This window comes from Sphingomonas sp. CFBP 13603, assembly GCF_014892665.1.
In the GTDB taxonomy this organism is placed as follows: domain Bacteria; phylum Pseudomonadota; class Alphaproteobacteria; order Sphingomonadales; family Sphingomonadaceae; genus Sphingomonas.
Map to the genome: position 1 here is coordinate 82,146 of NZ_JADBIA010000002.1, position 20,332 is coordinate 102,477.

The 20,332-nt window shown below is 64.5% G+C and carries 18 protein-coding genes and 1 tRNA gene; 8 read left to right on the forward strand and 11 right to left on the reverse strand.

Annotated elements, in window-relative coordinates; all coding sequences use genetic code 11:
* Window positions 1-58: 58 nt before the first annotated feature.
* The 3 genes from greB to IFR23_RS03220 all read left to right on the forward strand — a co-directional run bounded on the left by greB (window position 59) and on the right by IFR23_RS03220 (window position 1,927).
* Window positions 59-535: a transcription elongation factor GreB gene (gene greB, locus IFR23_RS03210; RefSeq protein WP_192974999.1), complete on the forward strand. Its 477-nt coding sequence runs from the start codon at window positions 59-61 to the stop codon at window positions 533-535.
* A gap of 236 nt (window positions 536-771) precedes the next feature.
* On the forward strand, window positions 772-1,152 hold the full coding sequence (locus IFR23_RS03215; protein WP_192974699.1) for a DoxX family protein: 381 nt from the start codon (window positions 772-774) through the stop codon (window positions 1,150-1,152).
* A gap of 10 nt (window positions 1,153-1,162) precedes the next feature.
* Window positions 1,163-1,927: an NYN domain-containing protein gene (locus IFR23_RS03220; protein ID WP_192974700.1), complete on the forward strand. Its 765-nt coding sequence runs from the start codon at window positions 1,163-1,165 to the stop codon at window positions 1,925-1,927.
* A gap of 152 nt (window positions 1,928-2,079) precedes the next feature.
* Here the strand turns inward: IFR23_RS03220 and IFR23_RS03225 are convergent, their stop codons facing one another.
* The 6 genes from IFR23_RS03225 to IFR23_RS03250 form a co-directional block, all read right to left on the reverse strand.
* Entirely contained in the window at window positions 2,080-3,591 is a 1,512-nt protein-coding gene (locus tag IFR23_RS03225) for an MATE family efflux transporter (protein ID WP_192974701.1), read from the reverse strand.
* 470 nt (window positions 3,592-4,061) lie between these two features.
* On the reverse strand, window positions 4,062-6,995 hold the full coding sequence (locus tag IFR23_RS03230; RefSeq protein ID WP_192974702.1) for a valine--tRNA ligase: 2,934 nt from the start codon (window positions 6,993-6,995) through the stop codon (window positions 4,062-4,064).
* A 66-nt stretch (window positions 6,996-7,061) separates the two neighbouring features.
* Window positions 7,062-7,658, reverse strand: coding sequence for a DUF2497 domain-containing protein (locus IFR23_RS03235; protein WP_446740881.1), 597 nt, complete (start codon window positions 7,656-7,658; stop codon window positions 7,062-7,064).
* Window positions 7,659-7,684: 26 nt separating this feature from the next.
* Window positions 7,685-9,214, reverse strand: coding sequence for a TolC family outer membrane protein (locus IFR23_RS03240; protein ID WP_192238892.1), 1,530 nt, complete (start codon window positions 9,212-9,214; stop codon window positions 7,685-7,687).
* A gap of 8 nt (window positions 9,215-9,222) precedes the next feature.
* Window positions 9,223-9,936, reverse strand: coding sequence for a protein-L-isoaspartate O-methyltransferase family protein (locus tag IFR23_RS03245; protein WP_192974703.1), 714 nt, complete (start codon window positions 9,934-9,936; stop codon window positions 9,223-9,225).
* A 241-nt stretch (window positions 9,937-10,177) separates the two neighbouring features.
* Window positions 10,178-11,197 carry a hypothetical protein gene (locus IFR23_RS03250; RefSeq protein WP_192974704.1) on the reverse strand — a complete coding sequence of 340 codons (1,020 nt, stop codon included), beginning with the start codon at window positions 11,195-11,197 and terminating at the stop codon, window positions 10,178-10,180.
* A 215-nt stretch (window positions 11,198-11,412) separates the two neighbouring features.
* On the opposite strand from IFR23_RS03250, the gene IFR23_RS03255 reads away from it, so the two are divergent.
* The 3 genes from IFR23_RS03255 (at window position 11,413) to IFR23_RS03265 (ending at window position 14,810) form a co-directional block, all read left to right on the forward strand.
* Window positions 11,413-11,486 (forward strand) — tRNA-Cys (locus IFR23_RS03255).
* Window positions 11,487-11,833: 347 nt separating this feature from the next.
* Complete coding sequence (locus tag IFR23_RS20510) at window positions 11,834-12,613, forward strand: DUF4145 domain-containing protein (RefSeq protein ID WP_197978274.1); 780 nt, start codon at window positions 11,834-11,836, stop codon at window positions 12,611-12,613.
* A 1,207-nt stretch (window positions 12,614-13,820) separates the two neighbouring features.
* Window positions 13,821-14,810, forward strand: a complete 990-nt coding sequence (locus tag IFR23_RS03265) for a phosphatase PAP2 family protein (protein WP_192974705.1) — start codon at window positions 13,821-13,823, stop codon at window positions 14,808-14,810.
* 598 nt (window positions 14,811-15,408) lie between these two features.
* Here IFR23_RS03265 and IFR23_RS03270 read toward each other — a convergent pair.
* Window positions 15,409-15,849, reverse strand: a complete 441-nt coding sequence (locus IFR23_RS03270) for a (deoxy)nucleoside triphosphate pyrophosphohydrolase (protein ID WP_192974706.1) — start codon at window positions 15,847-15,849, stop codon at window positions 15,409-15,411.
* Window positions 15,850-15,901: 52 nt separating this feature from the next.
* Here IFR23_RS03270 and IFR23_RS03275 point away from each other — a divergent pair, with 52 nt between their 5' ends.
* Window positions 15,902-16,084 carry a Flp family type IVb pilin gene (locus IFR23_RS03275; protein WP_107962853.1) on the forward strand — a complete coding sequence of 61 codons (183 nt, stop codon included), beginning with the start codon at window positions 15,902-15,904 and terminating at the stop codon, window positions 16,082-16,084.
* Window positions 16,085-16,212: 128 nt separating this feature from the next.
* On the forward strand, window positions 16,213-16,383 hold the full coding sequence (locus IFR23_RS03280; protein ID WP_107963013.1) for a Flp family type IVb pilin: 171 nt from the start codon (window positions 16,213-16,215) through the stop codon (window positions 16,381-16,383).
* Window positions 16,384-16,449: 66 nt separating this feature from the next.
* On the opposite strand, the gene IFR23_RS03285 is transcribed toward IFR23_RS03280, so the two are convergent.
* The 4 genes from IFR23_RS03285 to IFR23_RS20410 are packed head-to-tail and all read right to left on the reverse strand — an operon-like array spanning window position 16,450 to window position 20,284.
* Window positions 16,450-17,397, reverse strand: a complete 948-nt coding sequence (locus tag IFR23_RS03285) for an acetyl-CoA carboxylase carboxyltransferase subunit alpha (protein ID WP_192974707.1) — start codon at window positions 17,395-17,397, stop codon at window positions 16,450-16,452.
* Window positions 17,398-17,428: 31 nt separating this feature from the next.
* Window positions 17,429-18,328: a tyrosine-type recombinase/integrase gene (locus IFR23_RS03290; protein WP_342344860.1), complete on the reverse strand. Its 900-nt coding sequence runs from the start codon at window positions 18,326-18,328 to the stop codon at window positions 17,429-17,431.
* On the reverse strand, window positions 18,325-20,166 hold the full coding sequence (locus IFR23_RS03295; protein ID WP_192974708.1) for a hypothetical protein: 1,842 nt from the start codon (window positions 20,164-20,166) through the stop codon (window positions 18,325-18,327). The genes IFR23_RS03290 and IFR23_RS03295 overlap by 4 nt, the downstream gene beginning before the upstream one ends.
* A complete protein-coding gene (locus IFR23_RS20410) occupies window positions 20,150-20,284 on the reverse strand; it encodes a hypothetical protein (protein ID WP_258191373.1) in 135 nt (44 codons plus the stop codon). The genes IFR23_RS03295 and IFR23_RS20410 overlap by 17 nt, the downstream gene beginning before the upstream one ends.
* Between the last annotated feature and the right edge of the window lie 48 nt (window positions 20,285-20,332).

Genomic DNA, 20,332 nt, shown 5'->3' on the forward strand with positions numbered 1-20,332 from the left:
GAAGGCGGGAGCCCAGACTGGGCTCCCGCCTTCGCGGGAGAACATGGTAGGCAAGCGCATGGATCGCCCCAACTACATCACCCCCGCCGGCTACACGATTCTTCGCGAGGAATATGAGCACCTGCTCGCTGGCGAACGGCCCAAGCTGGTCGAAGTCATCTCCTGGGCGGCGGGCAACGGCGACCGGTCCGAGAACGGCGACTATATCTACGGCCGCAAGCGCCTGCGCGAGATCGACCGTCGGCTCGGCTGGCTGTCGAAGCGGATGAAGGCGGCCAAGGTCGTCGATCCCGCTGCGCAGGAAGATCGCACGCGCGTCTGGTTCGGTGCGTGCGTGTCGGTTGCCGACGAGAATGACGTCGAGCGGGTCCTAACTTTGGTAGGCGACGACGAGACCGACGCGAGCAACGGGCGGATCGGCTGGAACTCGCCGTTCGCACGCGCCTTGCGCGGCGCTGCGATCGGTGACGTGCGGCGCGTGGACCTTCCCGCTGGGGAGCGCGAATATGAGGTGATGGCGATCGCCTACCCCTAACGTCGCGATCCTCCCCCGCAAGGGGGAGGTGTCGCCGCAGGTGACGGAGGGGGCGGACGCACAACAGTGGTCACCCCTTACCTCCCCCTCCGTCTGGCAAGCGCCAGCCACCTCCCCCTTGCGGGGGAGGATCGTGAGAGCGCGTCCCGTCAACGATCCGTTTCGATCTACGCGAATTGACCTCGCGCCGCCCCCGTGTGACGTTTCGCCCACGCAACGACACCCGAGGAATCCCCATGCCGATACCCGCTACCTGGTCCAGCCGCCTGCTCAGCGTCATGCGCATCGTCGTCGCGCTGGTGTTCTTCAGCCACGGCATCTCGAAATTCTTCGGCCTGCCCCCCTTCCCGATGCCGATGAACCCGTTGCTGTACGCCGCGGGCGGTCTCGAAGTCGTCGGCGGCGGCCTGCTGATCATTGGCCTGTTCACGCGGCCTGTCGCGTTCGTGCTGTCGGGCATGTCCGCGGTCGCGTATTTCATGGCGCACATGCCGAAGGGCCCCTTCCCGATCGCCAATGGCGGCGAAGCAGCGGTGCTCTACTGCTTCGTGTTCCTGTACCTCGCCGCGGCCGGTGGCGGTGTCTGGAGCGTGGACGCAGGCCGCTCGCGCGCGTAACCTTGGGCGCATGATCGATACGACAACACGCAACATCGCCCTTCTCATCGACGCGGACAATGCGTCCGCGGCGACCCTCGACCCGGTGCTGACCGTCCTCGCCGAGCTCGGCACAGTCAACGTCCGGCGGGTCTATGGCAACTGGTCCAAGCCCGCGCTGAAGGCGTGGAGCGACATGTCGATCAAGCACGGCATCGAGCCGCAGCAGCAGTTCGACTTGACCAAGGGCAAGAACGCGACCGACATGAAGATGACGATCGACGCGATGGACCTGCTGTTCCGCGGGCGCATCGACGGCTTCGGCATCATGTCGTCGGACAGCGATTTCATGCCGCTCGCGACGCGCATCCGGCAGGACGGGATTCCCGTGTATGGCTTCGGGACGAGCCGCACGCCGGAGGGTTTCCGCCAGGCTTGCACACGGTTTATCGACGTGGGAGCGCTGAACGAGACGTCGCAGCCGATGCAGGTGCCCGCTCCTGCTCCGGTGGCTGGCGAGAAGCTCGCTACGCCCGCGCCGGTCGCTCGGCCGAAGACGGCGCAGCCGATCGATGAGCAGGTGATCAAGCTCCTGATCGACGCCTACAATGCGGTGAAGCGCGACGAGAAGGGGTATGCCAGCGTCGCCGAACTCGGCCAGCTTGCGGGGAACCGGTCGAGCTTCGATGCGCGGAATTACGGGTTCAACCGGCTGTCGGACCTGATCGAGACGATCCCGAACTTCCAGCATGAGCGCCGGGAAGGTGGACGTTCGTTCGTGAAACGGTTGCGGTAGGCACTCCTCAATAGCTCTCGTTACGCGCACCACCCCGGCGAAGGCCGGGGTCCAATTGGAAAGGTCGTAGTAACGAAGGGCTGCCCCCTAGTTAGCGTCGTCCCCCAATTGGGCCCCGGCCTTCGCCGGGGTGGTAGCTTAATACGAGCGCCTTACCCCGTGGGCTGCAACCGCCCACCCGGCTCGCTCATCCCGTGCGCCTGTTCCTCGCTATCGTCCGGCACGACCAGCGCGCCCTTCCGCCAATTCCCATAGCGGTAATACCCAACCGCGATCGCCAGCGTTGCAAGCGACCCGAGCGGAAAACTCCACCACAGCGCATCCGCCCCCAGCCACGGTTTCGCCAGCAGCGCGAAGCCGATCCGCACCGGATACAGCGCGACAATCAGCGCGATCAGCGGCGCGATCACTGCGCCGTTCGCGCGGACGGTCGAGAACAGCACCATCGTCATGCCGAACAGGATGAAGTTCCAGCTCGCGATCAGCTGGATATGCCGCGCGATCGGCAGCGCGGGGCTCGCGCCACCGATGAACAGCGTCATCACGGGTTGATCGAAAAGGATAACCACGCCGACCATCGCACCGGTCAGCGCGATATTAAAGAGTAGGCCGTATTTCGTGATGTCGCCGACCCGGTCCCAGCGCCCCGCGCCGATATTCTGCGCCGCCATCGAACTGACCGCCGCGCCGATCGCGAGCGCAGGCATCTGGATATACGTCCACAGCTGCTGCGACACGGCATAGGCCGCCGCGGTATCGACACCGAGCCGGTTGACCAGCCCCACCATCGCGAGGCCGGCGGTCGACATGACGAGCATCTGCGCGCCCATCGGCAGGCCTTTTCGGACGATCGTGCCGGTCAGTGCGCGCTCGGGGATGAGGTAGCGGAGTTCGTTGCCGCGCAGCCTCAGCGGCAGGTCGCGCCTGTAGATATAGACGATCAGCCCGAGCAGCGAGACATGGCTCGCGACCAGCGTCGCCATCGCCGAGCCGGCGATGCCCATCTGCGGCAACGGTCCGATGCCGGCGATCAGCAACGGATTGAGCCCGCTGTCGAGGATCGCGCTGAGCAGCATGAACCAGAGCGGCGTCATCGAATCGCCGGTGCCGCGTAAGCCCATCATCAGCAGCACCATCATCATCGACGCGGGCAGCCCGAGGAAGATCACCCGCAGATACGCGAGCGCGAGCGGCATGGCGTCGCCGGGGGTGGCGAGCAGATGCAGGATCTCGGGCGCGAACACCCAGCCGAGCGCAGCGATCACGATCGCGCCGCCGAGGACCAGGCCGACCGCGGAGCCGAACGCCCGGCGTGCGCCCTCCAGATCGTGACGGCCGAAGCTCTGGCCGACCAGGATCGTCGCCGCCATACCGAAGCCGAACACGGCGCCGAAGGTGAGGAACATGATGATGTTGGCGTTCGAGGTGGCCGCGAGTGCGCCTTCGCCGAGGTAGCGGCCGACCCAGATCGCGTTGATCGAGCCGTTGAGCGACTGGAGGATGTTCGAGCCGAGCGTCGGGAGCGCGAACGCGAGTAGCGTGCGGCCGATGTGGCCGGTGGTGAGGTCGCGCTGGCCGGGTTTGCCGCGGGGGCGATCGGCCTTTGCGCTGGATGGGTCTTGGGAAACGGCGCTGGTTTCGACGTCGGGTGGAAGGTCGCTCACACAGTCTCTCCGTTAGGCCGAACTCGGTCCGGCAACCACCGGCGAACGGTCAGGCGCCCTGTCATGTCGACTGCCTAGCCGCGGAGTGAACTCCGGAACAAGCCGGTAGGTCCGCCTCCGCCAACAACTATGCCGCCCCGGCGAAGGCCCGGGTCCAATCGGGAAGGTCATAGTAATGGAGCGCTGTCGCAGTCAGCCACGTCACCCAATTGGACCCCGGCCTTCGCCGGGGGGGAGCGGGGGAAACGGCGTTGCTGATTTGAGGGTCGAAGGCTCCCGCGCCTATGCTTGCCGATTCGCCATCCCGGCGGAACCTGGAGGCGGACCTTGGTAGGAGCGACGAGGTCTTCAACCACGCATTCCCCTCCCGCTTGCGGGGGGGTCAGGGGAGGGTGCGACGTACGTACTGGCGTCCGGCTATTGGGGCACGCCCCTCCCCCAACCCCTCCCGCAAGCGGGAGGGGAGCAGGTTAGCCCAGGCGTCCGAGTGCCGCCTGCAATCGCGCAGCCTCGGCGGCCTTGTCGGCGTGGTCGGCCTTGGCTTTTTCCACCGCTTCGGGTTTGGCGCGTTCGATGAAGCTGGCATTGCCCAAGCGGCCCGACAGCGCGTCGCGCTCCTTTTCCGCCGCCGCGATCGCCTTGGTCAGGCGGGCGCGTTCGGAGTCGAGGTCGATGACGCCTTCCAAAGGCAGGACGAACGTTGCTTCGTCGACCACGACCTGCGCCGCGCCGCCGGTGGCTTCACCGTCTGCGTGCGTGACGCGGGCAAGACGCGCGAGTGCCGGCGCTTGGCGTTCCAACCGCGCCAAGGTCGTTGCGTTCGCATCACGGACGTGGAGTGGCAGGCGTGCGCCCGGGGGCACGTTCAGTTCGTTGCGCGCGGTGCGGATTTCCTGAACCAGGCGGATCAGCCAGTCGACTTCCTTGCTCGCCTCGGGATCGAGCGCGCGCGCGTCCGCCATTGGCCATTTCGCGACGATCAGGTCGTGATCGCGCGGGCCCATCGCGTGCCACAATTCCTCTGTGATGAACGGCATGAACGGGTGGAGCAGGACCAGAATCTGGTCGAGCACCCAGCCTGCGACCGCCTTCGATTCGTCATCGATGACGCCGCGTTCGTCGCCGACCATCTGCGGCTTGATGAGTTCGAGATACCAGTCGCAGAAGCGGCTCCACGCGAACTGGTAGATCGCGTTGGCAGCGCCGTCGAAGCGGTAGTCGGCGAGCGCGAGGTCGACCGTCTGGACGGTCGCGATCGTCTCGGCGATGATCCACTTGTTGACCGCCAGTTCCGCGCGCGGCGCCTCGAGCGTGGTGCTGGCGACGATGCCGTTGGCCTGCGCGAACCGCGCGGCGTTCCACAGCTTGGTGGCGAAGTTGCGATAGCCCTCGACGCGCTTCTCATCCATCTTGATGTCGCGGCCCTGGCTCTCCATCGCCGCCATGAAGAAGCGCAGCGCGTCGGCGCCGTAGGTGTCGATCAGCCCGAGCGGGTTGACGACGTTGCCCTTCGACTTCGACATCTTCGCGCCGTCCGCCGCGCGGACGAGACCGTGGAGATAGAGCGTGCGGAACGGCACGTCCTTCATGAAGTGCAGCCCCTGCATCATCATCCGTGCGTTCCAGAAGAACAGGATGTCGAAGCCGGAAATGAGCACGTCGTTGGGGTAGCGCCCGCCTAACTGCTTCTGCTCCCTCTCCCCTGCGGGGAGAGGGTCGGGGTGAGGGGCGGTACCGAGCGCTGTGCTGCTTGGCTGCCCCTCACCCTGGCCCTCTCCCCGGGGGGGAGAGGGAACGGCACCCTCCTCGGGCCAGCCGAGTGTGGCGAAGGGCCAAAGTGCCGAGGAGAACCACGTGTCGAGGACGTCGCTATCCTGCCAAATTGCAATAGTATCAGTCGTGTCCGGTGAAGCCATCTCCCAGCGAACGACTTCTTCAAAGCTTTCGAACGTTCGAACCTTCTTATTTGGGAATTCGGCATAAGCCGCCTCCGCAAGGACCAGCGCGCCAGCTTTATCGATCGCGACAAACTGTTGAGTATCGCGTTGCTCGTACGAAAACTCATAACTTGAACGACCGCGCTCTATCTTCGGCCCGAACCAAGCGGGGATCCGATGCCCCCACCAGAGCTGGCGCGACACGCACCAGGGCTGAATGTTGTCCATCCAGTTGAAGAAGGTCTTTTCCCAGGTCTTGGGGACGATATCGATCGCGCCGGTGCGAACCGCCTCGATCGCCGGCTGCGCGAGCGTCTTTGCGTCGACATACCATTGGTCGGTCAGCCACGGCTCGATCACCACGCCCGAGCGGTCGCCATACGGCGTCTGGATCGTGCGCGGCTCGGCGTCGTGCTCTTCGCCGTCCTTGTCGACGTGCGCGATCAGGAAGCCTTCGGCCTTCAGCCGCGCGACGACGGCCTTGCGTGCCTCGGCAGTCGTCAACCCGAGCAGCTCGGCCGGGATCAGCCCGTCGGACACCTGGACGACGCGAGCCTTCGCATCGAGCATGTTGAGCATCGACCCCGCGGCCATCCCTGCCCGCTTGCCGACCTCGAAATCGTTGAAGTCGTGGCCCGGAGTAATCTTCACCGCGCCCGAGCCGAGTTCCGGATCGGCATGCTCGTCGGCGATGATCGGGATCAGTCGGCCGGTGATCGGCAGCTTCACCTGCTTGCCGATCAGCGCGGTGTAGCGTTCGTCCGACGCGTTCACGGCCACCGCCATGTCGGCGAGCATCGTCTCCGGCCGCGTGGTCGCGACCTCGATGAAGCCCGATCCGTCTTCGAGCGGATAGCGCAGGTGCCAGAAGCTGCCCTTGATCTCGCGCGTCTCGACCTCGAGGTCGCTGATCGCGGTGCCGAGGCCCGGATCCCAGTTCACCAGGCGCTTGTCGCGGTAGAGCAGCCCCTGCTTGTGGAGGTCGACGAACACCTTCAGAACAGCCTTCGAGAAGCCCGGATCCATCGTGAAGCGTTCGTTCGCCCAGTCCATCGAGCAACCGAGCCGGCGGAGCTGCTGCGTGATCTCGCCGCCGCTCTCTTCCTTCCACGCCCAGACCTTCGCGACGAACTCCTCGCGCGTCATGTCGGTGCGCTTCTGCGGCGGGGTCAGCGCGCCCATCTGGCGCTCGACCACCATCTGCGTCGCGATGCCCGCGTGATCGGTGCCGACCACCCACAACGCATCCTTGCCCTTCAGCCGCGCGTGACGCGTGAGGATGTCCTGCAGCGTGTTGTCGAGCGCGTGGCCGATGTGCAGCGAGCCGGTGACGTTGGGCGGCGGGTTGACGATCGTCCACGGCTCGGCGTTCGGACGGTCGGGGCGGAACTGGCCGCTCGCCTCCCAATGCGCATACCAGCGCGATTCGATGGAGGCCGGGTCGAAGGTTTTGGGAAGCTCGCTCATGCGTCGAGCCTTAGCGAGCGCGACGCGAGGAAACCAGCCTCGCGTCCGTGCCCGTCACTTCAGAGCCTAGGGCTGCTGGTTCATGATCTTGGCGATCTCACGCGAGACCATGTCCTCGACCATGTTGGGAAGGTTCGCATCGACCCACTCGCGCAGGATCGGGCGGAGCATCTCGCGGACCAGCCCTTCGAGCGTGCCGTCGCTGGTCGCATCGGGGGTTGCTTCGGGTTTTACCATCATGCGCGTCAACGCTTCGAGCGGCGCGCGCGTTGCAGCGGCCGTTTCACGAGACACGATCGGACGCTCGGCTGGCGCTTCGGCAACCGGCTGCGGGGCCGGCTGTGCCCGTTGCGGCTGAGGTGCGGCCTGGCGAGGCTCGGGTGCGGCATCGACGGAGGACAACACGGGCGATTTCGGCGTGCGGGGCGTACGATCGGCCATCGGCATCGGGTCGCTCAATTCGAGGATCTCGTCTTCGTCCATCTCGCCGTCCAGATCATGCGGATCCAGATAGGCGGGTTCGCGATCGACCGCCGACTGCATGGCGCGCGACGGGCGGCGCGACCGACCCGGCACGTCGCCTTCCTCGGCGATGATGCGTTTGATCGACGAGAGGATTTCCTCCATCGACGGCTCGCCGTTCACGTCCCCCATCCGGACCATCCCAAACCCCGTAGCCGCACGCGTCCCTATTGACGGCTCGGCGCGTCCATACCTTTGGTTAAGGTGGGGTTCCTGTCAACCGGCGTATCGAGCAACGGGTCGCGTTGCGGCGCAACGCTGGCGTCCTGCGCAGGCGACTGCGCGGTGCGGGTGCCGACCGGGAGGGGCTCGCCATCGCCGCCGAAATCCCAGGTCTTGTGATGGACGCGCTGATAATTCGCGACCGGATCGTACAGCACGCCGCCATCGAGCCCGAGATCGCGCGCCTCGGCCTGCCCCATCGCGGCCAGCAGCGCGAACCCGGCAACGTACGCGTCGCGCCGCGCGGTCACGAGCGTCACCTGGCTGTTGAGCAATTCCTGCTCGGCGTTGAGGATGTCGAGGATCGTGCGCGTGCCGACGCTGTTCTCGGCGCGGACGCCTTCGAGGCTCAGCTTGTTGGCGTTGACCGCGGTCTCGGACGACTGGATCACCTGCTCGGACGAGCGCCAGACGGCAAAGGCAGAGCGCGCCTGCGCGATGACGTTGCGCTCGGTCGCGGTGACGTTCTCGATCGCGCGCGCCTGGAACGCTTCCGCCTGGCGAACCTGCGCCGCGGGGCGCCCGCCCTGGAATAGCGGCAACGTCAGCGACAATCCGGCCTGGACCGCCTTGTTCCCGTTCGGGATCGTGCTGGCACTGCCATCCGCCGTCGAGATCGAGCCGAGATAATTGGTGTAGCCGGCGCCGCCGACGGCGCTGATCTGCGGCAGCCGGCTCGCGCGGGCGACACCGACGTCGTAACGACTCGCATCGCGCTCCTTGGCGGCGGCGATCAGTACCGGATTATTGTCGATCGCGACGGTGACGGCCGAGGCCGGGCTGTCCGGCAGATGCGGCAATGTCGGCGGCGTATCCAGCGTGCCGGCGGGCGTCCCGACGAACCGGATATAATTCTCGCGGCTCGAAATCAGCTGCGCCTGCGCGGACTGGAGCTGCGCGCGGGCAAGCGCGAGACGGGCCTCGGATTGCGCGACGTCGGTCCGCGTCAGGTCGCCGACCTGGAACCGGTCCCGGCTGGCTTGTAGGTTGACGTCGAGAACGCGGACGTTCTGCGTGTTAAGCCCGACGATCGCCTCGTCGCGGATCACGTCCATGTACGCCGCGACGACGTTGGTGAAGAGATCGGCTTCGGTGCCGCGCAGGGTCGCGCGACCACCCTCGACACGCGTCTTGGCCGCCGCGACCGAATTGCGGACCTGGCCGCCAAGGTACAGCGGCACCGACACGTTGGCGCGCGCGGTCGCCTGACGCGGCAACGCGACGAAGCTGTTCGCGGCCGTGACGAGAAATTCGGTATAGTCTGCGGTGGCGTTTACCGACGGCAGACCGGCCGCGCGGGCGATCGGGACGTTCTCGTCCGTCGCCCGCAGCGTCGCGCGCTGGCCGGTCAGCGTCGGGTTCGTGTTGTAGGCCTTGGCCAGCGCCTCGCGGAGCGTTTCCGCCTGCGCTGGTGCACCGATATACACCAGCGCAACACTCAAAAGCAGAGGACGGAAGCGAGTGGTGCGCGGCATGATGTGGCTCAGAACTTGAAGGGTTTGGGCGCGTCGAAGCCTGGCAGGCCGACGCATTCGACATCGACGAACGCCGCCAGCGCAAAGCCGCCGTCGGTCTTGCGACCCGACGCCAACCGGGTCAGCCCGCGCTCCGCGATCCCCGTGACGACACGGCCGCCCGAGCGGACCTGCGCGATCAGCGCGTCGGGCACGGTCTCGATCGCGCCGTCGACGATCAGCACGTCATAGGGCGCGCCGGCGGCATGGCCGTCCTGCATCGGTGCTCCGACGAGATCGACATTGCCGATCCCGGCAAGCGCGGCGTGTGCCACTGCGAGCAAGGCCGGATCGCTCTCGACCGCGACCACCGATCCGACGATCTCGGCGAGCACCGCGGCGGTGTAGCCGGTCGCCGCGCCGATCAGCAGAACCCGGTCGGTCGCGGTCAGATACGCTTCGGTCAGAAGACGCCCGGTTGCCATCGGCAGATTGGCGTAACGACCGCCGCCGAGCGGAATGGCGGTGTCGCGGTAGGCCAGTGCACGAACGTCGGCGGGCAGGAACTCTTCGCGGGGGACGCGTGCCATCGCCGCGACGACGCGCTGATCGCTGACCGCGTTGGTCCGCAACTGGCTCGCCACCATCGCGTGACGCATCGTCTCGAACGAGGCCGATGCGCCGCCGTCGGTGCGCAGGGTGCCGGTTTCGAGAGCAGGAGTATCGAGAATTGTCGTCGTCATGGCCTATCCTGTCGCACAACTGTTTTAGCCACGCAATACACTAGTTTCGCGTCGACCGATCGCGCGGCGTGATATCGCGGGGTTGCCGCAACGCCAAGCGCCGGTTGGTCGGTTTCGATAGCTGAGGTCGCGCGCACCCGTGTCGGGAAGACGCCCCGCCCGCCCGTGTGACACCGAAATGCCGCGAACGGGGCGCCGAGGGTGCACGTGGAAATCCCCGGCAACACCTCTGCCCGCGACCTTAGCACCCTATTGCGGGACCGTCGCCGGAAATGACCGGGCGCGACGCGGACGTCCTCACCGATTCGCGGGGCGGCGCGTTGCGGGCCGGTGCCGTCTCGATGTCGTGCAGCACCTGGGTCGGCGATCCCAGCACGGCATCGCGGGCGCGCAGGCTCGCGTCGAGGAAGGGCTTGGTCAGGGCCATGAACCGGCGCGGCGTCATGCCCAGAAACGTGCCCGAATCGCGCAGGAAATGCGATGCGTCGAAATAGCTGCCGTCGATCCGGGTGTAATCGGCATCGGCACCAGCCGCCATGAACCGCACGAACGAGCGCAGGAAACGCGCACGCATCAACAGCATCTTGGGTGGAAACCCGAAATGCCGGACCGACAATCGCCGCAGGCCGTGCGTCGGGATATCGAGCTGATGCGCGGCGGACACGATGTCGGTGGGCCCGTCGGTCGCCAGGATCTCCATCAATTGCCGGATCTGCGGCGCGTCGGCATGTGGTGTACCGAGTCGCGCAAGCAGCAGCGTATCGAGGATGGGCGCGATCTCGGCGTCGCTAGGCGCCTCCTGCAACGCAGCGACGAGGCGGCGGGTGAAACCATGGCCCAGCACGTCCTGCAACGGCACGATCCGGTTGCGATAGTCTCCCGCCGGACGGTTGAACAGCCGCGCCCAGCCGAGTGCGCTGATCCCGAAACCGATCATCGTGCCGCCGTGCGTCGTCGCCTTCAGCGCCTGGCTGGTCGGGCCGAACAGGCTGGCAGGCGGTAGGGGATCGTAGGTCCGTCGCCCGATCGTCACGGCGATCGGCCCCGCATCGATCGCGATCCGCACGTTCGCGGTCGCAGGCAGGAACCAGTCGACCTGCCCTGCCGCACTCGCGTCGATCGATCGGTAGACGTGATAGCCGGTGATGTAATCCGCGAGCACCGCGGCCGGGCGGTCATACCGGATCGCCATGCCATCCGGCATATCGAACACCGCATCGTCGACGCCGACCGTATTCGTGCCGCCCGCTAGCCTGTCCATCGTCAAACGCCCCGCCCCCAAGCCGTTATGCTGTTGCGCTGCACTGTAGGCAAAGAACCATTCCGGTGCGAGTCTCGATACCTCCGATCCCGACGTGCAGGATGGCCGCTCACGAACCGCGCGGATCGCTCGACAAGATTATTCCACATCCGATCGCAACTGCCGGTTGACCGCGTGCCAAAAACGAAGCATTTGCGCCGCCTTCACGCAATCGGGGCCCGATGGCGGAGTGGTGACGTAGAGGACTGCAAATCCTCGCACCCGGGTTCGATTCCCGGTCGGGCCTCCAAATCGTCTAACCGTTGGTTTTCAATAACTTAGACTTGTCTAACTAGGTCTCGTCGCGAATTTTGCCGACCGTTGGCTGCCTCGAATGTTCGAGACGGGCGAAGTCCGCCGTCCATTAACAAATGAACCCTATTCCCAAGAAGCACCCGCATCGGCGCGGCCGAAACGTCAACGCCGATGCCCCCAGTGGTACAAGCCATTGATATCGCTTACGCCGCCATTAAGCAGCGATCGGGCAACCGTCATTGATAACAAACGGCTTTACCGCTCCACGGCTAAAGGGCGGTTGTGAAGCTGCTGTTGGATAGGCAGTGTGCGTGAAATAATTGAACACGGCCCGGAGGAAGCGTGAAGTACGTCGATCCAAGCGTTGATGAAACTGCATTCAATTGCCCTCATTGCGGAGCGTTAGCGACGCAAAGCTGGTATGAATTACATGCCAAGAAGCGGACAAAAGGCGGGAAGCCCGCGGTCTGGTCAACCGAAGACGCTGAGACAACCGAAACTCCCGAGGGGATAGACAAAAAGGATGCTGACGAAATCCGAGAAAACTGGCGGCATATGGCTTCAGGTGATGTCTATTTATACGGTGGCGAAAACAGCCAATATGCTTACTGGCTAATCAACCTGAACGTCTCACAGTGCTTTAATTGTAACTCGCTAACAGTATGGCGTCACAACCAGATGGCATGGCCTACAGTCGACACCAAATACATTCCTGCCGATGATATGCCTGCGGACGTTCGTATTGATTTCATTGAAGCTGCACAGATTGTACAACACTCTCCGCGAGGAGCGGCAGCATTATTGCGCCTCGCAATTCAACGACTTTGCGTCACACTTGGCGGTAGCGGTGACAACATAAATAAGGATATTGGCGACTTAGTGAAAAAGGGCCTCGACGTTCGGGTCCAGCGGGCGCTTGATGTGGTACGAGTTGTCGGAAACAACGCAGTGCATCCGGGGGAGTTAGATGTACGCGACGACCGATCAACAGCTGCTCAGCTGTTTTCGCTAATCAACCTCATCGTCGAAATAATGATATCCCAGCCTGCCCACGTCGCAAGAATGTACGAGGCGCTGCCTGCTGGAGCGTTAGCGGCCATCGAGCGGCGAGATGGATCTTAGCATATTCGAACCAAGCGATTTGGTATCGCGCTGGTATCGCAAACCGCCCTTCCCCGCCTCGAACAAAAGCAATTTAGCTGCACTCCCCCCTCATAAGCCGGGCGGAAGTGCAGCATCGGGAGCAATCGCACTGCTGCACGCTCCCTTCAGATCAACTCTCTATCCTCCACCCGATGCCGTTAGCTGAGAATGTTCAGTACCCACTTGGAGAGGTAATACCGATCCCCGGTTGAAATAGGGCGTACGGCTCTTATCGAACCCGTTGGCAGCAACACTGCGCCACTACGCGTGGCTAGCACAGTCACACGATCGTCTTCCGCGAGCAGAACCGCGACGACCTGCCCACGCGAAGTTCTGTAAAAAAAGCAGGTTTTGCAGTGGTCCTGAATTCGCGAATTGACCAACATCGTAGTACGTACCGCGCCTAAATGGCCCGCTAGGTAACCATAGCCCGCCGCTCCAAAGGCTAAGTATACCCAAATCCCAAGCTGGGCGAAATTCCGTGGACGCGCCACAGCTCGGCCTGTCACGTGAACTACTTTTCTACCCGCACTGAAACTCATAGCGATTGCAGTGATTATAAACGTCGGGATTGTCGTCGCGACCAACGTAGCAAGAACGACCATATATCCCTGCGCGATTACTCCCTGCAAAGAAAGTTGTACGGTTGCACCGCTGAAACCGTACTCACTGAGAAGTCTTTTTTGATAAATTGTGCCGGCGAAGTAGCATGTGGACCCTATCAAAAGCGCTAAGGGTGCAGCGATTGTCGCCGTACGACCGATTATACTGAGCGGAGCAGGCGACTGATCGGACATCCCCTAACATTGCGGCATCGCCGCTTGGCCGTCCAGTCCCGAGAGAATGGCACCGTCACTAAGTAGCAATAACGCTCAAACGACCTCGTCAAACTTGATCGCATTGGGTTAGCCATCACGCGCGGGAGGCCGCAGAATGCCGTACAGAGATTGGGCAAGGTTATACAGATCAGCACGTTGAATTTGCTGGATTATTCAAGGCCCGGTCGGGCCTCCATCTTTGGCTAACCTGTTATTTTACAGTTACTTAGCAATGGCTAATTGGGCCTCATCACGAACTTTGCCGATAGTTAAGCCCCATGGAGCGGCTAAGATTGGTGGAAACCGGACATCTTCTTATCGTTAAGGATTGCGCGCTAACGTCACTCCAGGAACAGCAGGAGGTAACAATGTTTTCGGCACGCGGGCTTGCCCAAGGTTCCATTCTGCTCGGTGGCCTTGTGACAGCGGCGCTGTTCCGTCTTACCGGACTTTCCATGTCCTGTTCGGTGATGTCGGCCGCGCTGCTGGCATGCTGCGCGTTCTCGGCACTGCTTTCGCTCGGCTACATCCCGCAACATACCGCCATGGATCGCGCCGTCTGCTGCCTAGAGAATTTCAGCCTTCTTTCCTTGGCTACCGTGATCGGCGGACTGGCAACCTATCCGCTCGCCGCCGTAAGTCATGGATGGCTCGACAGCGAGCTTCTCGCCGGCGATGCCATTCTAGGGCTCGACTGGCTTACTTACTGGAATTTCGTTCAGGAGCATCCCTTGCTGTACGATACACTGGGATTTTCATACAACAGCATCTTCTTCACACCGACCATATTGGTCATCGCCTTAGCGGCCTCCGGGGAGACCGAGAAATCCTATCGGTTCATTGCGGCGTTCATCACTGCGTTGCTCGTGACCGATCTGTTGCTGGCACTCATACCGGGAAAGTCCGCTGCGGAGCACTTCCTGGCGATCACGGCGCCCAACCTTCCGACGCCCGGGCTGATGCACATTCCGATCATCGAACGGCTTCGGGCCGGGGCTTTCGGACCAGTTGTGGTCGAGCATCTCTCCGGATTGATAGCCTTTCCCAGCTTCCATGCCGCGGCCTCGGTCCTGTTCGCTTGGGCGGCTTGGTCGGTACGGTGGCTTCGCCTGCCGGGCTTAGCCATCAACGCGCTGATGCTGGCCTCCACCCCGATTCAGGGCGGTCACTATTTTGTCGATACGATCGCGGGTATTATAGTCGCGGGCCTCGCCATCATTCTAGTTCAGCGTCTTCCCGCGACCTACGCCTTGCACAATCACGATCGTGCATGCCGTCCCGTCAAACACTCCGCGACGACGGTGTGGCTGGCCGGAGCGCCGGCAGCACCGTCGCTCCAGATCGCCGACGACCGCTGACCTCTCGCCCGCCCAGCCGGTTCCGCGGCCGGCTGCTTTCGGTCGGAAATTAGGCGAAAGCCGCCATCTATAACCGCAGAGAACGGTTAGCCACCGCACGCCGGACAGGAGTGATACTCGTCAGCGCCTTTAACAAGTTAGACAGGATAGGTCGTTGATATTGCTGCGTTAATCAAGGCCCGGTCGGGCCTCCATCCTCTTTGTCCGAGGTGGCGTAGAAAACGCCTGCAGCTTGAGGGTTTGGCGGCCTTGGCCACGAACGGCCTTTTCGCCCATCGCTGGCTAAGAGCCTTGAGATTCTAGAAAAATTTGAGCGCCACCGCTTGTCACCTCGTGACAGCGGAAACGGCTCGCGCGAGAAAAGGGAATAACGCGTGCGAGCCGTAGTCTGGCTAGCCGGATACGGTCTTGGGGACGTAACCGGCACCGCCGACCATGCGCGTGCTCGACGCTCCGATCAAGTCGAAATTTGAATAGGGAGTATGCCGACCCGCCATGGTGACGAGCCAAAGGTTGAGCGGCGCGCCGACATACCCTTGCATCAACCATCAGGCCCCCTGTTCGGATGCATGCAGGCGCGCCTGTGCCCGCCTGGTCCTCAGATCAGCGCGTCGAGCAGACCGATCAGCGGTCGATCAGCGGGCGGCATAGGCAGGGCATGCATGTCCGTCGGCCTGACCCATCGCAGCGCGGTCGCCTCGATCGCGCGAGGCACCCCACTCCATTTGCGCGTTATATAGAGCAACAGCAGCAGGTGACGATCGCCGAGAGGGGCGCTGGCGAAGGCGGCAGGCGCGAGGCAGGCGTGCGGCACGGCAATCGCCAATTCCTCCTCCAGCTCGCGAATCAGCGCTGCCTCCGGTGTCTCGCCGGGCTCGACCTTGCCGCCAGGAAACTCCCACAGGCCCGCGAGCGATTTGCCCTCGGGCCGCTGCTGGAGCAGGACGCGCCCCTCGATATCAACGAGCGCCGCAGCGACGACCGGCAAGATCAGGTCGTTCGAAGACGGCCGGCTGCGACCCGGTGGATCGTTGGTCATTCCTTAATTCCCCCGTGAATAAATAGCAGCCATGAGCCCGATACGTAACGCAATGAGCGAAGTCACCCGAACGATCGTGCGCGCGTTGCGCGAGCCGCGAGCGGCGACGGCCATCGAATACGGGTTGATCGTCGCTCTCGTGGTCGTTGCAATGTTCGCGGGCCTGACGGCGCTTGCCGGTTCGACCACTGGCATGTGGAACAATGTGAGCAGCAAGGTGACGAAAGTGCGCTGACGCCAGGAAAAAGAATCCGCGTCCGCCTTAAACCTTTCTCAACCCACCACTTGTATTTCTCGAACTGCTGATCCGGTCCGTCCGGTGCAGCCGGGTGACACTGAAGCAATCCAACGATGGAGACCGGAATGAAGACGATTCGCAAGTTTTTCAAGGACAGCAAGGGCGCGACCGCTATCGAGTACGGCCTGATCGCCGCGCTGATCGCCGTTGCCGCCATCGCCACGATGACGACGCTGGGCTCCAACCTGAACAAGACGTTCAACAACGTCTCGAACGGCCTTGCCAAGACCGGCTGATCGACGGTCCTGAGAACGAGATTTGGGCGGCGAAACTCCGGTTTCGCCGCCCTTTTCATGTCGTCGTCAGAGCCGTCCCATCTTCAGGAACTTCGCCTGTCGATCCCGGCGCAGGTCGGCGGGACCCAGTGCATCGAGATCGCCTAGCGCGCGGGACAGCGCATTCCCCAGAGCATCGATCGCCGTCGCCCAGTCGCGGTGCGCGCCACCCAGCGGTTCAGGCACGATATCGTCGATCACGCCGAACGACTTCAGGTCCTGCGCGGTGATCCGCATCGCTTCTGCGGCCTCTGGTGCCTTGTCGGCGGTGCGCCACAGGATCGAAGCGCAGCCCTCGGGGCTGATCACCGAATAGACCGCGTGTTCGAACATCAGCACGCGGTTGCCCGCAGCGAGCGCGACCGCGCCACCCGAGCCGCCTTCGCCGACGATCGCCGAGACGATCGGCACGCCTGCATTGAGGCACGCTTCGGTCGACCGGGCGATCGCCTCGGCCTGGCCACGCTCTTCGGCCTGAATGCCTGGGAATGCGCCGGAGGTGTCGACCAGCGTGACGATCGGCAGGCCGAATCGGTCGGCGAGTTCGACCAGACGGATCGCCTTGCGGTACCCCTCGGGCTTGCCCATGCCGAAATTGTGGCGGAGGCGGCTGGCGGTGTCGTCGCCCTTTTCATGGCCAAGCACCATGATCTTGCGACCCCGGAACGTCGCGAAGCCGCCGATGATCGCCTGGTCGTCGCCGAATGCGCGATCGCCGGCGAGCGGCACGAACTCGTCGAACAGCGCGGCGACGTAATCCTTGAAGTGCGGACGCTCGGGATGGCGTGCGACCTGCGTCTTCTGCCACGGGGTCAGGCGCGCGAACGTGTCCTTCAACAGCTTGTCTGACTTCGCCTGCAAGCGGGCGATGTCGGCAGCTAGGTCGACGCTGCCTTCGGCGGCGGTGTCGCGGAGTTCGTCGATCCGGCCCTGGAGTTCGGCGATCGGTTTCTCGAAGTCGAGGAAGCTTGGCATCAGCGGCGGTTACGGTGCGCCGCCGTCCGCGTCAACGCGGCGGCAAGTCCGCCAGCGGGTGACGCGTGTTGACGAGCTCGACAAGGCGGCTCGAATCGACGTGCGTGTAGATCTCGGTGGTGGCGATATCGGCGTGGCCGAGCATCGATTGCAGTGCTCGCAGATCCGCACCGCCGGCGAGCAGATGCGTGGCGAAGGCATGACGCAGGACGTGCGGGCTGACGCGATCGGGGGGGATGCCTGCCTCGGCGGCGATCGCCTTCACGAGTTGATACAGGCGGATGCGCGAGAGATGGCCCTTGCCCGAGGGGAACAACCAGAGACGGTCGGTCGCGACGTGGGTGCGCCAGATCGCGACGGCGGCGCGCGCTCGGTCGGAGATGGGGACGAGACGCTCGCGCCCGCCCTTGCCGCGCAGGATCAGGAATGGGCGGTCGGGATGCACCGCGTTGCGCGGCAGGCTGACGAGTTCGGTCGCGCGCAGGCCTGAACCGTAGAGAAGCTCGAACAATGCGGAAAGACGCAGGTCGTTGGGGTCGAGCGGATCGCGGGCGGCGCGCTCGGCGATCGCGGTGAACAGGCGGTCGACGTCGGCGTGGCTGAGAATCTTCGGCAAGGTGCGTGCTGTGCCCGGCCGCGGGAGCGCCTTGCCTGGATCGTCGGCACGGTGGCCTTCATCGGCGAGGAACGCGAAGAAGCGGCGGAGCGAGGCGGACTTCCGGCCCACGGTCGAGCGCGACAAGGCCGACCACCCGCTCGCCTGCTTGGCCAGCGCGTCGGCATCCGCGTCGGCCAATCCGCCTTCCAGCGCCTGCGAGGCGAGCGTCAGGTCACTGCGATACGCCGCCACCGTGTTCGCCGCGGCACCAACCTCCGCAGTCATCATTTCCAGGAACCGATCGATCAGCGCACGATCGCTACCGTGGCTCACGCGCGCGCGATCGCCTCGGCCGCGATCATCCGCGCCTCGCCGTCGAGACCGACGCCGCGCAACGCGCCGACGATGCGGTACAGCGCTTCCGGGGGGATGTCCTTCCAGCTCCCCGCCTGCATGCCGACGGCTGCGAGCAGGACGACGGTCCCGGCTTGACCGTCACGGGCGGCACGATCGAGCGCGCGAGTCCACGCATTGTCTGCGCCGATCCGGACGCCGAGCGACTGCGCCGCGCGCTCGATATCGCCTTGGTTAAGGCGACCGAGGCCTGCCAACCCTGCGAACAACATGCGCTGCTTCAACGCCGAATCGCCTTCGCCACCGGTATAGGACGCAAGGTCGGAATAACTCAGGCGGCGATACGCGTCGGGATCGCTGAGCATTATCATTGCCCAGGCGTCGCTGCCAGCGGGTACCGAGCCCAGCCAGCGCGCTGCGGTGCGATCGAGTCCGGCGGACAGCATCGATGCGACCAGATGATCGGCTTCGGCCTTCGCCAGCGCCGGGTTCATCCGTGCCGCCGCCCGCGCGGTCAGCACGAGCCGCGCATAGCTCGGACGCGTGTTCGCGCCGCCCCACAGCTGACGCAGCGCGGTTAGCCGCGAATCAGGACTGCGGTCGGCATAGGCGGTCTGGAGATCGTTGGCGGTCGCGGTCGCGCCACTCTGCGTATCGTCATCCGTCGCGGCCGCAGAGTAAAGATCGACGAGTGCCGCGCTGGACAGCACCCCCTGCCCCGCCGCAGCCTCGGCCGGGGCCAGCCGATCGCCGAGCGCGACGGAGGGCGACAGCGCCTGCCAGTATTTCACCTGCGGACCTGCCGTGCCGTACAGCTCGTCGGGCACGGTGACGCCGGTCGCCATCGCGAGGCCAAAGCGCCATGCGGTCAGCCGGTCGACGCCGTCCCATTCGATCGTCACGGCCTGACGCCCCTGCGCGCCGGCGCCGACGACTTTCTGCGCGAGCAGCAGGTCGACGCCGCTGGCGACATTGCGACGCTTGGCGGTCGCGATCAGCGGGCTCGCCTGCGCGGGATTGCCCGACAGCCCGGCGCACATCGCCTGCGCCATCGTCCAGCCGCGCGCCGGGGCGTAGCGCATCGCGCCGGTCACCAGCGGACAGAGGCCCGCCGGATCGCCGGTCGCCAGCGCGGTGTTCATCGCGACCTGATAGAGTTTCGGCGTGTAATTATCGGTGTCGACGGTCTGCGCAACCGCACGCGCCGCGACCGATTCGCCCATTCGCAGCAACAGCCACGCGCGCTCGGCGGCGAAGTCGGCGCCGTTGGTGCGGCTGGGCGTATCGACATGCGACACCAGCGCGCGCCGCAACAGGATCGACATCCAGCGCGACGGCAGCGGCGCACTGAGGCGACGCATCAGCGTCTCGACATACTGGCCGTCCGCTTCACCGAAGGCGTCGGTATCGAGGCCGCCTTCGCTAGCCGTGACTGGCCCTACCGTCGCGAGCGAGCGCCGCGCGGACGCCGGCATCTCGTACTGCGCGAGCACCGCGGGATCGACCTGCGCCGGCGTCGCGACAGTTGGCACCAACGGCGTGTCGCCCGGCGTCGTCGGCGGCAGCGGCTGGATCATCGCGCCCGGCTGTGCGGGGGACGGAGCCGGCTGCGGCGCGCTCGGCTGCGTCGGACCCGTCGGACGGGTCGGCTGCGTACCGGCAGGCGGCGTCGGTCGCGGTGCGGGCGCAGGCGTCGGTTCGCCGAACCCCGGCGGCAGGATCGATTCGGGCCGATCCTGCCCGATCGCCGGTCCCAGCGCGACCAAGGCTCCGACGGCAACCGCTGCCGCTAGGGATGCCTTAAGAGAGGTTCGCAAGCGTCACGGCCTTTTCGACGTGGCTCTGCGGACGCTCGGTCGCGCGGCCTGCCAACAGGAACAGGCCGCCGACCACGACCACAAGAACGACGACGACCGAGACGATGAAACGGGACATACGACGTAACCTTGTAGTGAACGGGGCAATGGACGATCGGCGAAATAT